Below are 13,959 nucleotides of genomic sequence, written 5' to 3' on the forward strand. Positions count from 1 at the left end.
CCTGACAGCGAATACCCGTGCGCCGTTCGCCCAACCCGGTGTTCACGGTGTCGCGACTCCAGCCAAACAACTCTTCCACTCGCCGAGGATTGCCGTCGCAATACTTGATCGCCATCTCCGCCTGAAACTGCCGCCGCCGAAAGCCGGTCAGCTTCCGGGCTGCCGACTTGATCGTCGCCAAAACCGATTCCGTCAATTCGCTAAGCATCCGTCTCCTCCGTGAGACCGCAGGGCCCTCGTTTCTCTGCCGCCGCCCAACTATTTACCACAGTCCACGTTTTCACGGTAGGTTAATTTCTGCCCGGTGCCTAAGCGGCGGCTATTGCTCGCCAACTTTGTGTCAGCCAGAATAAAGCCCCCTGAGCGATTAGGGAGTTGTTTTCACCATCATTTCGCACGCCCACGTTCAACCATGAATCAGCGGTTCCAATGCTTCGCGGTCCTGTTGCTGATTGGCATTTGCCACAGCGCGCAAGCCGCCCCGCGTAACGTCGTGCTGTTCGTCACCGACGACCAAGGCCAAGACGCGGGCTGCTACGGCAACCCCGTCATCAAGACGCCCAACCTCGACCGGCTGGCCGCCGCGGGGACGCTGTTCAAATTCGCCTTCTGTACCACGGCAAGCTGCAGCGCCAGCCGCTCGGTGATTCTGACGGGCATGCACAACCATGCCAACGGCCACTACGGCCACGAGCACAGCTATCACCACTTCAGCAGCTTCGACAAGGTGAAGAGCCTGCCCGTGATGCTGAGCAACGCCGGCTACCGCACGGGTCGCGTGGGCAAATATCACGTGGCGCCGGAAGCAGTCTATCATTTCGACGAGGCATTGCCTGGCAACGCGCGAAGTCCGCTGGAAATGGCGGAGAACTGCCGGCCATTCGTGGCCGGGTCGGACAAGCCGTTCTTCCTCTATTTCTGCACGGCCGATCCGCACCGCGGCGGCGGCCAGGCCGACGAACTTGCACATCGGCCCGATCGGTTTGGCAATAAACCGGACGGCAAAGAATATCCCGGCGTGACGCCGGTCAAGTACGGTCCGAAGGAGGTTGTCGTGCCCCGCTTCTTGCCCGACACGCCGACCTGCCGGGCGGAACTGGTGCAATACTACCAGTCGGTCTCGCGCGTCGACCAGGGACTCGGCCGGCTGATCGCGGTGCTGAAAGAGGCGGGCGTCTACGACGACACGTTGATCGTCTACATCTCCGACCACGGCATTGCGTTTCCCGGCGCGAAGACGACGGCCTACGAGCCGGGGCTGCGATCGCCATGCATCGTGCGGAATCCCTACGCCAAACAGCGCTGCGTGGTGAGCGAGGCGATGGTGAGCTGGGTCGATCTCACGCCGACGATTCTCGACTTCGCCCGTGCCACGCCCAAGCAGGCGGCGTTTCACGGCCGTACGTTCCTGCCGGTGCTGGAAGAGGCCCGCCCCGACGGCTGGGACGAAGTCTATGCCTCGCACACCTTCCACGAAGTGACGATGTATTACCCGATGCGCGTGGTCCGCGGCCGGCGCTACAAGCTGATCTGGAACATCGCCCATCCGCTGCCGTATCCCTTCGCCTCGGACCTCTGGGAAGCGCCCACCTGGCAAGACATGTATGCGAAAGGTGGCGACGCGCTTTACGGCCGGCGGACGGTGGCCGCCTATATCCATCGCCCGCCGTTCGAGCTGTACGATCTGGAAAGCGATCCCGATGAAATACAAAACCTGGCTGCGGACGCCGGCCACCAAGAGCTGTTGGAAAGCCTGAAAGGCAAGCTCAGGGCGTTCCAAAAGCGCACCGGCGACCCCTGGCTATTGAAATGGGACTATGAGTGAGAAGGCTGGAATGAGTACCTCCGAGGCCAGGCCTCAAGCGGTAAGCGCCGTCGGCGTCCGCGTTGACGAGGATGCCTCTCGATGAAGACATCAGTGTCGACAACTTGCTCGCCGGCCAGGCTTCGAACGAAAGCCAACAGTCGTTTCAGAAGTGGCTTGTTCAACGCGCGGCCGCGGGCGCGCGCCGCCGCGGGCGATAGGACCGTTGCCCGTATACGAGGTTCAGGTGCGTTAATGCCGCCTCAAAGGATCGAGCGATTTCCCGCGCGACGCGATGAAATCGCGCACCAATTGCTCGTTGCCAAGCCATACCGCCAGGTCGGCCCCGAGCTCGGCAAACATCTCGCAGTGCTGCTCCAACAGCTCCTCTGCGGTCAGCGGCGAGGCTTCGCCCACAACGGGCAAGCGCTGCCGCCAACGGATCGAATCGGGCAGCCGCTGGCGAAGAAAGTCGAGCACGTCGAGCGCGGCGGGGCTCATCACGCCCACGGCCAACGAAAGCGAGGCCTCACGGGCTTCGGCCTTGTGCCAGTAGCCGTGCGGCAGATAGAGCCAATCCCCGGCGGAGAGCAGGCACCGCGAAAGCGGCATGATCTCGCGCTCGTAGCGCATGTCGCTCGGCAAGGCTTCCACCAGCGGCCAGGGGTTGACCGTATTTTTGCGCAGCGAGTATTCCTTGCTGCCCGCGGTCTGCAAAATAAAGACGTCCTCGGCGTCGTAATGCCAGCCGAAGCCATGCTGATCGGCGGGAGTGCAATAGATGTGAACGTCGACCGCGGCGCGAAAGTCGCGCTCGAAGCCGGCCGCCAGTTCGGCGATTTCGGCGTGACCGCGCTCGGCGTGGCGGACCAGGACCGTGTACCCATCGTCGAACAGTTGCCGAGCTTCCGTGGGCGAGGGATGACGGTTGCCTTCCCAGCGACGGCCCTCTTTCACGACCAACACGTCGGCGTCGGGCTGAGAGAGAACCGACTCGACGGTCGGCCAACTGCCAAGCTGCGTGAGGGCCGCGGCCCCGCGCGGCAGCGAAAACGGCTGCCGCAGAAAGTACTCGCCGATGAACTGGCGGAGCGGAAAATCGCCGAGAAGCTGTTGGATCATAGGGACGGCAAGATCGTCACGAAACAGAACAGGCCGCGGGGCCGCGCTTACGAGCTAGCGCTCTGTCATTCGTCGATTGATGGATGCAGTGGTAGGGTGGGACCAGCGAGCTTGCGAGCGCCGGCCCAGGTGACGCCGTAGTTGCCGAAGAGGCCGTCCACCTTGCACGCCGCAGTCGGACCGGCGGCGTTCCACGTCTTGTTGTTTTCCAGGCCGGGCGAGTTGGGATGATAAATGTAGTTATGAACGTTGGCGCAGTCGGCGTACCGAGTTCCTTCGGGCATCACGCTGCCGGCGCCCGTGGGGATGGTGAGGAACTGCAAGCCGACGTTGTGGACCTCGGCGCCTCCTTCGCTGATCGACCAGACGGGATACTTCTTCAACAGCGGATCGCTTTTCACGGCGCGGTACAGGTCGCGTTGCAGCTTGGCGACGGCCAGCCACGAAGGCGCACGGCCGCCGCCTTCTTCGTCCTGATACGTTACGCCCCAGTTGTTCGGCTCGTTAGTGCTTTCAAAGGCGAGCAGGGCATCGGCCGCCGCCAACTGCCGGGCGGTTTCGATGAGCTTCGCCAGATCGCTGCCGCCGTCGCGGACCGAGGCGTGGGTGGCGTCAATCTCCTCGCGCGCCCAGGTCTTGTCCTTCGGCGGTAGGTTGCCCTTGACCCTGGCCCACTGCACGGCCCACGTCGCCTTGCAGCGGTGAACCTCAAAGATATAGCCATCGCCCTGGGAATCGAGGAGCATAAACGCGATTCCGTCGGCAGGCTGATTGGCGTCTCCCCAGCCCCAGCCGTAATCCAGCGAGAGCGCCAGTTTTCTAGGGTTTTTGATTTCGGCAAACGTTTTGGAAAGCGAGCCGCTGGGCTTATTGGCGGCAAAACGGGCCAACAGCCCGGGATCGTTGGCGGCTGGCGTCGGGTAGCGGAACACGTCCCAATCGCCCTTCGGCTGCCAGCCCAGATCGGCGAAGTTGCCCTTGGAGAAATCGGTGTCGATGAACGTCTGCGCCAGGCAAACCGTTTGGGCGGTGCCTGCCAATATGAACAGTATCGTCGCTTTCGCGACCGAAGCTGCTTTGATCATGGTGCGATGGCCGTTAGAAGATGCCCAACTGGTCCCGCGCGTCTTCGGTCATGCGGTCGGGCGTCCAAGGTGGGATCATCACCAGCTTGACCTCGACTTGCCCGACGCCTTCGAGCCGCGAGAGCGCGTCCTTGGAGTTCTGGATCAACTGCGGGCCGGCCGGGCAGGCGGGGCTGGTCATCGTCATCTCGATCGCAACGTCCGACTTGCCTTCCGCCGCCTCGGCGACCGTGACGGTGTAGACCAGGCCCAAGTCGATGATGTTGATGAACAGCTCGGGATCGATGACTTGCTTCAGGGCTTCGCGAACGGTGTCTTCGTTGATGGGCATGAGCGTTACTTGGAAAGTTGTGTTGACGGACAGACATTGCCCCGTGACGATGGGTCAAGCATCACGCAAACATCGGCAGTGTCAAGGAGTGTTTGCATCTCTTGTTCCACGGGCAGGCTTCGTTTTTCCGGCTTTTGAACGTAGCCGCTGGAACTCGTCGTGCTTCTTCTTGATGAACTGGTTCTTTGGATCGTTCTTGCGAGCTTTCTCAAAATGCCTTGCCGCACGGGTGAAGTCGCCTGTCTGCTGTAGTGAAAGAGCCAGATAAAGGTGTCCCCATCCGTCGTGGCGGTTCAACGACAAACAGTGGCGCAGAGCTGCCTCGGCCAGGCCGAATTTGGCCAGATCGTAATAGGTCAATCCCAGCTCTCGGAAGGCAGCCGCGTATTTTGCATCGAGCTCGATTGCTTTTTGAAATGCGGCGACGGCGTCTTCGAGCCGCTTCTCGTGCCGATATGTGAGGCCCAGGTTCAAGAACGCCTCCGAGAACGATGGATCAAGCTCAATCGCTTGGCGGCAGTATTCCATCGCCGCAGCATACCGCCGCGTCTCGATCATAACATGTGCCAAGAAAACGTAGTAATGTGGGCTCTTTTGCAGAGCTAGCCTGGCTTGAATCGCTTCTTCTGCGCGTTGCCACTCGCCCACCTCGATATACGCCCTACCCAGCAAGCCGAGTGCGGCGATGTTTTGGGGATCGAGGTCAAGAGCCTGCTTGAACTGAGAAATCGCGCGCGTGTATTGCTTTAGCTCGCTCAGCGCGCTGCCCAACCGCCAGTGAAAAAGTGGTTCGCGAGGCTCGGTTCTGACCAGTTGTTGAAGCAAGCGTACGGCCTGCGTAGGCTTGCGGCCACGCAGCGCCTTATCGGCGGCACTGTATTTTTTTTCAAGCTCGCGGAAGGAGGCCGTTCCGACCTCACGGCTCGTTCTCGCTCGCTTTGCCTTGACGGAGACCCTCGAGCGCCTCTTTGCCAAGCTGCTCGTCTTCCTGCTTAGCTCGCTGCCTCGATTTCTTGATACTGTCGATTGGCTTCGGCTGACCGGCATCGTCGCCTTGCCGGCGCCTCCGCCACCGTCGCCGTTTTCGCTGCGCATCCTCAATCTCCTCAAATTGCTGCCCTGGATCCTTTGGAGGGTAAATCCTTCTTCCTTCTTCGCCATTATAGCATGGCCGCTTGGCTGCGACCGTCAAACATCGAGGACGAGCGGGCAACGTCAACGACGGATTCGCGCGCGATGGCCCTATTCACTCAACTTGACGAAGATTTCGTCCCCTTCCACCTTGACCTCATGCACCTTCGTCGGCCTCGTGGCGGGCATGGTCAAGGCGGCGCCGGTGCGGACGTCGAACTTCGCGCCGTGCCGCGGGCAGGCGATCATGTGGTCTTCCAGCTCGCCCTCGCCCAACGGACCGCCGTCGTGCGTGCATACATCGTCGATGGCGAACAGCTCGCCCCCAACGTGCAGGACGACCACCAACTGGTCGTCCACCTCGACCACGATCCGGCCGGGGTCGGGCATCTCAGAGAGTCGAGCCACGCGTTGAAAATCCATCAGTCGTACTTCGCTTTGTGAGCCAATCGGCCACTCGGAAAAATGCTTGTGCCCCGGTGCATTTCGCATCCAAAGGGATCCGCGGGCGACGCCTCCGGGATTCTCTATTGTACGCGGTTTTCCCGCATGGTGCAGTGCTGTTTCACTCAGGGCAAATTGCCGTTGCCGCGAAGCGGCGTGAAGCTTCGTGCTGTGGGGGCCGTGCCGGCCTTTGATATGCGGCGTAGCGGTGCTAAGCCGACGAAAATGGGTTTGCCACCATGAAACAGATCGCCACTCGCCGGAAGACGAAACCGATGCCGAAAAACCATCCGCTGGTGCTCGACGTGTCCGCGTACCTCGGAGAATGGGTCACGGTCGATCCCGCAACATACAAGGTGCTCGGCCATGGGGACTCGCCGGAGCAAGCGACAAGAAACGTCCTGCGGCTCGCTTTGCTTCTGAAGATCGATTGCCATACGCTTATTCCACGAGCGCCGTTCAATTGCAAAACCAGTCCCGGATAGCCGCTGGCCGGAGCCAAATGGCGAATGGCCGTGAAAGGCCGTCAAGACATTCACGAGAGTCAACCGGGCCGAAGTATCTGACCGAGATGCTCGTTGATGGTCCGGTAGACGTGGCCGGGGTTCTGGACGTCTCGTAGCGTGAAACGCATCGTGGCGGACTTCCTCGTCACCGAATCCGTTATCATCAGGGTAATTATCTTCCGGCGATCTTCTTCCAAATCCCACCACCCTGTCACCGTGGGCAGCGGATTAGGGTGCGTCTTGACGATATAACTGGAGCATCGCCTGGCGGCGGCAAGTTGCTCGGGCGCTTGCAGCAACGCCTCCGAATAGTCGAACGTCACGCTATCCGTTTCGGTAATCACGACTTCGCTCTTCGCCGCTTTCGCCCCGCTCTTGGTGGTCCGAGCGGGACGCGCCACTTTACCTTCAAGCTTCGTCCCGAAAGAAAAATCGTACCAACGATGGACGCGTGCGATGATGTCGTCGAGGGTCTCCTCGTTCAGAGGCCGACTATCGGCCTTTTCCCGCATCTCCAAGGCCATCGTCCCGTCACTGCGCTCAGCAGGCTCCATAACCCATGTATACCAGCTCTGCGGTTCCATCATCGTGAAATAGAAGAGCGTGGTGGGGTACGGGAACGGCCCAAAGCGAGCCATCCCCTGAAGCGCCGGCTCGAGCACCTTGTTCGCAGTGTCGGCGGTCACGGGCGAATAGGTGGCCCGCAGTTCCACGGCAAACTGCCTCAGCCCCGGTTTGTCAGAAAGGAGGGTGACCAGGTAGTCGATCCCGTAGTCGAACCCGCTCTGGTCTTGAACCAACAGGTCTTCGCGCCCAGAAAGGAGAACATTCGTCAACGCACGCGCCCGCATCTCCGTAAATCGCGCTCGTTCGGTAGCATGTTCCGCCATGGTTCGCACCTACATTTGGAACTTGGAATTCTTTGACCTGTAATTCAGCGTCTTCCAATATGAACGCACTTCGGCCCACAGGATGGCGAGAGTTTCCGTATTCACAGGATGCGCCGTGGGTATGGAGGAGATCGGTCCTTTAACGTTGCCGTGCATTGAAACGATGTATGCCTCGCCAGCGGGCTCGTCTACGCCGATCAGATAGGCAGGTACCGGGCATCGTACCATTGCTTGCACGTCCTTCGCCTTGACGCCCACTTTGAGATCGAGCGACTTCTTTGTCCTTCCTTTCCGGGTGGCTTTCGCTGAGACGAGGAAGTAGGGCGGCGTCTTGTCGTTCGTCACCAACTCAACCAGGAAGTCAAAAACTCCGCACTTCTCGCCGAGCGGGTGGGGATCGAAAAAGGGCAACGGCCGCCCGCAAAAATCGGTAAGCTTCTCCGCGACAATGAACTCGCCCCGCTTCCCAATGTAGTCCTTCGCGTCCGCCATACCATTCTACCCGATTGATTGAAGCCGCGGGAAGGCGTCGCCCAAACCTCCAGACCTCGTGACGGTGGTTACGGTTTGCTATTGGGCCGGCGGCATCATAATAGAAGAGGGAGAGCGTTAATCGTATTCCCGAATCCGACGGCCAATGGCGTGGCCCAGCGCCTCGCGGACGCTTTCGATCGTGATGCGGTCGAACACCTGCTGAAAGAACCCGGCCACGATCATCCGCACCGCCTCGTTGCGAGTCAGGCCGCGGCAGCGGGCATAAAAAATCTGCTGGTCGTCGACGCGGCCCGCCGTCGCGCCGTGCGTGCAGATCACGTCGTCGGCCTCGATCTCCAATCCAGGAATCGAGTCGGCCCGCGCCGTCTCGGTGAGAATCAGGTTGTCGTTGCGTTGATAGCCGTTGGTTTTTTGAGCGCCGGGATCGACCTTGATCATCCCGCGCCAAACGAGGTGCGAATGATCTTGCAAGGCGCCTTTGTAGAGCAGGTCACTGCGGCAATGGGCCGCCCGATGATGCTGCAATGTGTGATAGGAAAGATGCTGCTTGCCTTCCGTGAACATCGCGCCGTTGACTTGCGTTTCGGCCCCCTCGCCGGCGAGCACCACGTGCTGGTTGACTTTGGCCAAGCGGCTTCCCAGGGCGCCAATGGTCCACTGCAACGCGGCGTCGCGATGCACCACGGCCCGCTGATGCGCGAAGTGCCAGGTGCCGGCGCCCCAGTTTTGCAGGTTCACGTAGCGCAGCTTGGCGCCGGAGCCGACGACGATCTCGATCGAGCCGCAGTGCAAGCTGGCCTGATCGTCGCCGGCCGTTTCGGCCAGCACGGTCGCTTCGGCCCCTTCTTCAAGCACGATCAACGCGTGACTGAGATCAACCCCTCCGGAGGCCAAGCCGGAAAACATGTGGAAAGGCTTTTCGACCCGCACGCCGCGCGGCACATACACCACGGCGCCGCCCGAAAAACAGGCGGCGTGCAACGCGGCGAATTTGTCGGCCCGAGCGTTGACGACCTTGAACAGATGGGGCCGCAGCAGGTCGGCATGTTCGGCCAGCATCTCGTCGAGATTGCCAAACAGCACGCCCTGCTTGGCCAGATCAGGATCGACGTCGTCTTCCACAGGCCGACTGTTGAGCGACACCGTTCGACCGGCCAGATCGACGCTCTCCGTCAGCAGAGCGGGCGGCAGGACCAGCCCAGGCACAAGGTCGACCGGCATGCCAAAACGGTCGAGCCTGAACAGCCGGATGTCGGTGCGCATCCACTCTTCGTCGCGGCGAGAGGGAAGCTCCATCTTCTCGAACGCTTCCCAGGCCGCCGTGCGTGTCTCGCTCAGCCAGATCGGCTCCTGCCGGCTGCTCAAGAAGGCGTCGAAGGCGTCGCGGGTAAAACCGCTTGTAGCTACGGTCTCAGTCATGGGCGTAACGATAGGCGTCAGGAATCAGGCTTCAGGCGCCGGAAGCAGGTCCTGAAGCCTGACGCCTGACGCCTGAAGCCTCTATCCTACCGAACCCTCCATCTGCAGCTCGATCAGCCGGTTCATCTCGACGGCGTATTCCATCGGCAGCTCTTTGACGAGCGGTTCGATGAAGCCGCTGACGATCATCGTGCTGGCCTCGGCCTCGGAAAGCCCGCGGCTCATCAGATAAAAGAGCTGCTCCTCGCCGATCCGCGAGACACTCGCTTCGTGGCCGATCGACACGTCCTGCTCGTCGATTTCGAGGTAGGGATAGGTGTCGCTGCGGCTGCGGGGATCGAGAATCAAGGCGTCGCAAACGACGGTCGACTTCGACTTTTTCGCGCCCGGCTCGACCTTGACCAGGCCGCGATAGCTCGCCCGGCCGCCGTTCTTGGAGATCGACTTGGAGATGATGCGGCCCGATGTGTTGGGGGCCACGTGGACCAGCTTGGCGCCGGCGTCCTGGTGCTGGCCGGCCGAGGCGAAGGCGATCGAAAGAATCTCGCCCCGCGCGCCCGGCTCCATCATATAGACGGCCGGGTACTTCATCGTCAGCTTGCTTCCCAGGTTGCCGTCGATCCATTCCATCGTGGCCCCTTCGTAGGCCATGGCCCGCTTCGTGACCAGGTTGTAGATGTTGTTGGCCCAGTTCTGAATGGTCGTGTATCGGCAGCGGGCATGCTTGTGGACCGCGATCTCCACAACGGCCGAGTGCAGGCTTTCGGTGGTATACATGGGGGCCGTGCAGCCTTCGACGTAATGCACTTGAGCGCCCTCGTCGACGATGATCAGCGTCCGCTCGAACTGGCCCATGTTCTCGGCGTTGATGCGGAAATAGGCCTGCAGCGGGAAGTCGATCTTCACGCCCTTGGGCACGTAGATGAACGATCCGCCCGACCAGACCGCCGAGTTCAAGGCCGCAAATTTGTTGTCGGTGGAGGGAATGATGGTGCTGAAATACTTTCGCACCAGGTCGGGATACTCGCGGACCGCCGAATCGGTGTCGGTGAAGATCACGCCCTGCTTCGACAATTCTTCGCGGAGCGAGCCGTAGACGACTTCGCTCTCGAACTGGGCCTTCACGCCGGACAAGAATTTCTTTTCGGCTTCGGGAATGCCCAGCCGATCGAAGGTTTTCTTGATTTCGTCGGGCACTTCGTCCCAGGTGCGCCCCTGCCGGTCCGACGGCTTGATGTAATAAAAGATGTCCTGGAAATTGAGGTCGATCTTGCCGCCCCAGCGCGGCATCGGCTTGGAGTTGAAGATTTCCAGCCCCTTCAGGCGGAAGTCGCGCATCCAGCGAGGCTCGCTTTTCATCTCCGAGATCTGGCTGACGATATCAGCGTCGAGCCCTTTGCGGCTCTTGAAGACGTATTCTTTTTCGTCGGTGTGGAAATCGTACTTGTTGATTTCGCTGAAGCCGACGTCGGTTGCTAGGTCAGTGGCCATGATGGTTCGTTTGTTCGGTTCGGTAGTTATTGCCCGTGCCTATTTTGGATTTTCGATTTTGGATTTTGGATTGCTGGAATCCAAAATCCAAAATCTCTCAGGCCACGGCTTCGGTCAGTTTGGTCATATCGGCCTCATCGGCGGCGGCCTCGGGATGGGCCGCGCGAATGCGGTCGTAGCCTTGTTGGTGCAATTCCGCGGCCAGTTCCGGACCGCTGCGCTCGTGGCCCGGCCCGCCCGTCTCGACGATCCGGCCGCCCAACATCACGTGCGTGTAGTCGGGCGTGTTGTGCTCCAGCAGCTTGTCGTGGTGCGTGATGATCAGGATGCCCATCTCGGCCCCGCCGATCTCGGCGATGCTCTGGCTCGCCAGTCGCACGGCGTCGACGTCCAGGCCGCTGTCGGTCTCGTCGAGAACGGCGAACTTCGGCCGGAGCATCGCCATTTGCAGGATTTCGGCCCGCTTCATCTCGCCGCCCGAAAAACCCTCATTGACATAACGACGTGCAAATTCGGGGTCCATGCGGAGCTGTTCCATCTTGGATTTCAACTCCTTGCGGAACTCGCGCATGGGAATCAACTCTTCGCCTTCCTTTCGTTCGGGCTTGCGGACGTTCGTCGTGGCATGCCGGAGGAAGTCGGCCATCTTGACGCCGGGAATCGCCATCGGCCGCTGGAAGGCCATGAACACGCCTGCCCGCGACCGTTCGTTCGGCTCCATGGCGAGCACGTCTTGATCATTGAGCATGATCGAGCCGCCGGTCACCTCGTAACCGGGATGGCCCATGATGGCGAAGCCCAGCGTGGTCTTGCCGGAGCCGTTCGGCCCCATCAAGGCGTGCGTTTCGCCGCGGCGAATCGTCAGATTCACGCCGCGCAAGATCGGCTTGCCTTCGACGGAGACGTGCAGGTCGGTGATTTTGAGTGTATCGGTCACTGCTTATTACCCCGTAATTTTCTGATGATCGAACAGCGGTTGTTTCTCTTCCACGTCCACGTAGCCCGAATGATGCGGGATCGGCAATTCGTCGTCGATCTTCAACATGGCCCCGTTGCCGCTCTTCTGCTTGGCAATCTTGTGCCCGCGAATCTTGTCTTGAATCCGCATCAGGCCCTCGAGCAACGCTTCCGGCCGTGGCGGGCAACCGGGCACATACACATCGACCGGAACCACCAGATCGACGCCTTTGCACACGTGGTAGCCCCACTTGAAGTACGGCCCGCCGCCGACCGTGCAGGCGCCCATGGCGATCACGAATTTGGGGTCGGGCATCAGGTTGTAGAGTCGCCGCACGCGGCTGGCCATTTTGTAGGTCACGGTGCCGGCCACAATCATCAAGTCGGCCTGCCGCGGCGTGGCGCGAAATGCGCCCGCGCCGAAGCGGTCCATATCGAAGCGGCTGGCGCCGGCGGCCATCATCTCGATGGCACAACAGGCCAGGCCGAAGGTCATCGGCCAGATGCTCGCCTGTCGCGCCCAGTTGATCGCCTGCTCCACCGAGGTGGTGATCACGTTCTCTTCAAAACGGCCTTCAATCCAGGGCTTGGTCATGTTTCTCGTATCCGAAAATCCGTGTTGAATTAGTTAGCTAAAATTCCGGCATGCCTCCTCGGCATCCGACATCTGGAATAATTCGTCCGCCAGTTGGGCTAACTGCTCGTCAGTTAGCGGCGTAAAATCCAAGTCGTCCTCGTCAATCGATGGCGTCCGGACTCGAACTTGGAACTCCTTTATTGCCACAATCTGTTCCGCACGCGATAGGCGGTCGAACGATTCGAGCAACTGTTGAACTGCCGCAGTCATTATTCTCTTCACCGATTAAAACCGCCCAGTGTAACCTTTCCTCAACTCGTTTCAAACTGGCAGCAGGAATGCCCTTCCAGCCGGCACTGCGACAGCCTCAAGGGCGAGGCCAGCAGCTCGGCAAACAACATCTTTTCGACTGCGCAAATACCACGATCTTTCTCGGCAAGCTCCGGATAGGGGCAATCGACCACGGTCAGCACCGGCAGACCACCGTTCGAGGCGACCTCCATCGGCACACGCCGCTCGGCAAACAGATCCTTCAGCGATTCCATCTTGGCCGACGGCGTGGCGCCCTTCACACGGCCGGCGTAAAATCGGGCCATCGCACTGGCCAAACGCTGGAACAACCCCCGGCGGATTTCAGGATCTTTGACCGCGCGAATTTCATCCCACAGCATGATCGCCAAGTCGCCGTAATTGTTGCCGATCTGCCGACGGGCCTTTTCGGTCAGCGAATAGCGGTGGCTTGGCCGTCCGCGACCCGCTTTGGCCGCTTCCCGCTCCACCAAGCCCTGCGTCATCAGCCGGCTCAATCGCTGCCGTGTCGCAGTCGCCGTAACTCCCATGTCATCAGAGAGTTGCGACACATTCATAGCGCCGGTCTGCCGAAGCAGATCAAGCAGTTGGGCGTCGGATGTTTCGCTGACAGTACTCATTAGCCGCACTCGCTCAATTGGCTGAACTAAGGGAATCATAGCTATTAACACATATTTGGCAACCCAATATGCGAAAAATACCGCCGGGTGTTCCAAGGGAGTGCCGCGGGAATGACCTTTGCGGCTCCTGAATTTAGGTTTCCAAAACGGAGGAGCGAGCAATGGCACACGCGAAAACCACTACGGTTATGGCAAAAGAGGCACGCCAGGAACTTGATCAGGAAGAGCGGTTGGAAGAAGAAGCGATGGCGGCCCGGCACCGCCCCGATGAACGGGCCCCGGACGAACCACCCGATCCCGGCGCTGCCGGCGACGTTCATGCGGTCGGCGCAACGGGCGGCGGCTCCGCCGTTGGAGGGCTGGGTGGCACGAACGTCGGCGGGGGCAGCCCGGAAAACGCCGACATCGACGCCGCAGCCGGCAGCAGCGCATTCGACGTGGCGGCAGACGCCGACGAGGAGGATGCCTACACCGGCATCGCCGGCGGCGCGGTGGGTGGCACGCCGGCCGGCAAACGGACCAGAGGGGGCCGCACCCACGGCGGAATCGCGCCCGGCGGCGTGCATCGAGGCGATAGCACCGTTGGCGGCGAACCGCGTCGAGGCGATGCGGGTTCGTGAACCCGCCCCCCCGCGCTGTGTAATGCGCAGATAGAAATGTCCCCTTAAGGCGCAGGTAGAAATGTCCCCACAATCACCTCTTCAAAGGAGGTGTTCATGGAGACAATTCGGATGAGCGGCAAGGAGCGGCGTCGTTTGGAGGTTCTAAGTCGGGTGAA

Annotated in this window: 17 protein-coding genes; 3 read left to right on the forward strand and 14 right to left on the reverse strand. The window is 60.6% G+C overall.

Annotation, left to right across the window (positions count from 1 at the left end; genetic code table 11):
- Positions 1 to 208, reverse strand: a 208-nt coding sequence (locus tag VNH11_03800; GenBank protein ID HVA45487.1) for a hypothetical protein, incomplete at its 3' end; no start/stop codon positions are given.
- Positions 209 to 412: 204 nt separating this feature from the next.
- On the opposite strand from VNH11_03800, the gene VNH11_03805 reads away from it, so the two are divergent.
- Positions 413 to 1,825, forward strand: a complete 1,413-nt coding sequence (locus VNH11_03805; protein HVA45488.1) for a sulfatase — start codon at positions 413 to 415, stop codon at positions 1,823 to 1,825.
- 231 nt (positions 1,826 to 2,056) lie between these two features.
- Here the strand turns inward: VNH11_03805 and VNH11_03810 are convergent, their stop codons facing one another.
- The 5 genes from VNH11_03810 to VNH11_03830 form a co-directional block, all read right to left on the reverse strand.
- A complete protein-coding gene (locus tag VNH11_03810; protein ID HVA45489.1) occupies positions 2,057 to 2,926 on the reverse strand; it encodes a cupin domain-containing protein in 870 nt (289 codons plus the stop codon).
- A 65-nt stretch (positions 2,927 to 2,991) separates the two neighbouring features.
- Positions 2,992 to 4,011, reverse strand: coding sequence for a hypothetical protein (locus VNH11_03815; GenBank protein ID HVA45490.1), 1,020 nt, complete (start codon positions 4,009 to 4,011; stop codon positions 2,992 to 2,994).
- Positions 4,012 to 4,024: 13 nt separating this feature from the next.
- Entirely contained in the window at positions 4,025 to 4,342 is a 318-nt protein-coding gene (locus VNH11_03820; GenBank protein HVA45491.1) for a metal-sulfur cluster assembly factor, read from the reverse strand.
- An 81-nt stretch (positions 4,343 to 4,423) separates the two neighbouring features.
- Entirely contained in the window at positions 4,424 to 5,437 is a 1,014-nt protein-coding gene (locus tag VNH11_03825; protein ID HVA45492.1) for a tetratricopeptide repeat protein, read from the reverse strand.
- Between the two features lie 147 nt (positions 5,438 to 5,584).
- A complete protein-coding gene (locus VNH11_03830) occupies positions 5,585 to 5,881 on the reverse strand; it encodes a non-heme iron oxygenase ferredoxin subunit (GenBank protein ID HVA45493.1) in 297 nt (98 codons plus the stop codon).
- A 275-nt stretch (positions 5,882 to 6,156) separates the two neighbouring features.
- Here VNH11_03830 and VNH11_03835 point away from each other — a divergent pair, with 275 nt between their 5' ends.
- Positions 6,157 to 6,402 carry a hypothetical protein gene (locus tag VNH11_03835; protein HVA45494.1) on the forward strand — a complete coding sequence of 82 codons (246 nt, stop codon included), beginning with the start codon at positions 6,157 to 6,159 and terminating at the stop codon, positions 6,400 to 6,402.
- A 59-nt stretch (positions 6,403 to 6,461) separates the two neighbouring features.
- Here the strand turns inward: VNH11_03835 and VNH11_03840 are convergent, their stop codons facing one another.
- The 8 genes from VNH11_03840 to VNH11_03875 form a co-directional block, all read right to left on the reverse strand.
- Positions 6,462 to 7,313, reverse strand: a complete 852-nt coding sequence (locus VNH11_03840) for a hypothetical protein (protein HVA45495.1) — start codon at positions 7,311 to 7,313, stop codon at positions 6,462 to 6,464.
- Between the two features lie 9 nt (positions 7,314 to 7,322).
- A complete protein-coding gene (locus VNH11_03845) occupies positions 7,323 to 7,805 on the reverse strand; it encodes a hypothetical protein (protein ID HVA45496.1) in 483 nt (160 codons plus the stop codon).
- A 117-nt stretch (positions 7,806 to 7,922) separates the two neighbouring features.
- Entirely contained in the window at positions 7,923 to 9,227 is a 1,305-nt protein-coding gene (gene sufD, locus VNH11_03850) for a Fe-S cluster assembly protein SufD (GenBank protein ID HVA45497.1), read from the reverse strand.
- An 81-nt stretch (positions 9,228 to 9,308) separates the two neighbouring features.
- Positions 9,309 to 10,718, reverse strand: coding sequence for a Fe-S cluster assembly protein SufB (sufB, locus tag VNH11_03855; GenBank protein ID HVA45498.1), 1,410 nt, complete (start codon positions 10,716 to 10,718; stop codon positions 9,309 to 9,311).
- A gap of 97 nt (positions 10,719 to 10,815) precedes the next feature.
- Positions 10,816 to 11,655: a Fe-S cluster assembly ATPase SufC gene (gene sufC, locus VNH11_03860; GenBank protein ID HVA45499.1), complete on the reverse strand. Its 840-nt coding sequence runs from the start codon at positions 11,653 to 11,655 to the stop codon at positions 10,816 to 10,818.
- Positions 11,656 to 11,661: 6 nt separating this feature from the next.
- Complete coding sequence (locus VNH11_03865; GenBank protein ID HVA45500.1) at positions 11,662 to 12,270, reverse strand: NADH-quinone oxidoreductase subunit B family protein; 609 nt, start codon at positions 12,268 to 12,270, stop codon at positions 11,662 to 11,664.
- A gap of 33 nt (positions 12,271 to 12,303) precedes the next feature.
- Positions 12,304 to 12,522 carry a hypothetical protein gene (locus tag VNH11_03870; GenBank protein ID HVA45501.1) on the reverse strand — a complete coding sequence of 73 codons (219 nt, stop codon included), beginning with the start codon at positions 12,520 to 12,522 and terminating at the stop codon, positions 12,304 to 12,306.
- A 41-nt stretch (positions 12,523 to 12,563) separates the two neighbouring features.
- Complete coding sequence (locus VNH11_03875) at positions 12,564 to 13,277, reverse strand: ArsR family transcriptional regulator (protein HVA45502.1); 714 nt, start codon at positions 13,275 to 13,277, stop codon at positions 12,564 to 12,566.
- Between the two features lie 65 nt (positions 13,278 to 13,342).
- On the opposite strand from VNH11_03875, the gene VNH11_03880 reads away from it, so the two are divergent.
- On the forward strand, positions 13,343 to 13,801 hold the full coding sequence (locus tag VNH11_03880) for a hypothetical protein (protein HVA45503.1): 459 nt from the start codon (positions 13,343 to 13,345) through the stop codon (positions 13,799 to 13,801).
- Positions 13,802 to 13,959 lie beyond the last annotated feature (158 nt).

It is taken from the genome of Pirellulales bacterium, assembly GCA_035533075.1.
Classification (GTDB): domain Bacteria; phylum Planctomycetota; class Planctomycetia; order Pirellulales; family JAICIG01; genus DASSFG01.

Excerpts from the sequence above, each read along its gene's own strand:
- VNH11_03840 (HVA45495.1), bottom strand. The coding sequence starts at position 7,313 with ATGGCGGAACATGCTACCGAACGAGCGCGATTTACGGAGATGCGGGCG.
- VNH11_03805 (HVA45488.1), top strand. The coding sequence starts at position 413 with ATGAATCAGCGGTTCCAATGCTTCGCGGTCCTGTTGCTGATTGGCATT.
- sufB (HVA45498.1), bottom strand. The coding sequence starts at position 10,718 with ATGGCCACTGACCTAGCAACCGACGTCGGCTTCAGCGAAATCAACAAG.
- VNH11_03820 (HVA45491.1), bottom strand. The coding sequence starts at position 4,342 with ATGCCCATCAACGAAGACACCGTTCGCGAAGCCCTGAAGCAAGTCATC.
- VNH11_03865 (HVA45500.1), bottom strand. The coding sequence starts at position 12,270 with ATGACCAAGCCCTGGATTGAAGGCCGTTTTGAAGAGAACGTGATCACC.
- VNH11_03845 (HVA45496.1), bottom strand. The coding sequence starts at position 7,805 with ATGGCGGACGCGAAGGACTACATTGGGAAGCGGGGCGAGTTCATTGTC.
- VNH11_03835 (HVA45494.1), top strand. The coding sequence starts at position 6,157 with ATGAAACAGATCGCCACTCGCCGGAAGACGAAACCGATGCCGAAAAAC.
- sufD (HVA45497.1), bottom strand. The coding sequence starts at position 9,227 with ATGACTGAGACCGTAGCTACAAGCGGTTTTACCCGCGACGCCTTCGAC.
- VNH11_03880 (HVA45503.1), top strand. The coding sequence starts at position 13,343 with ATGGCACACGCGAAAACCACTACGGTTATGGCAAAAGAGGCACGCCAG.
- VNH11_03825 (HVA45492.1), bottom strand. The coding sequence starts at position 5,437 with ATGCGCAGCGAAAACGGCGACGGTGGCGGAGGCGCCGGCAAGGCGACG.
- VNH11_03870 (HVA45501.1), bottom strand. The coding sequence starts at position 12,522 with ATGACTGCGGCAGTTCAACAGTTGCTCGAATCGTTCGACCGCCTATCG.
- VNH11_03810 (HVA45489.1), bottom strand. The coding sequence starts at position 2,926 with ATGATCCAACAGCTTCTCGGCGATTTTCCGCTCCGCCAGTTCATCGGC.
- VNH11_03815 (HVA45490.1), bottom strand. The coding sequence starts at position 4,011 with ATGATCAAAGCAGCTTCGGTCGCGAAAGCGACGATACTGTTCATATTG.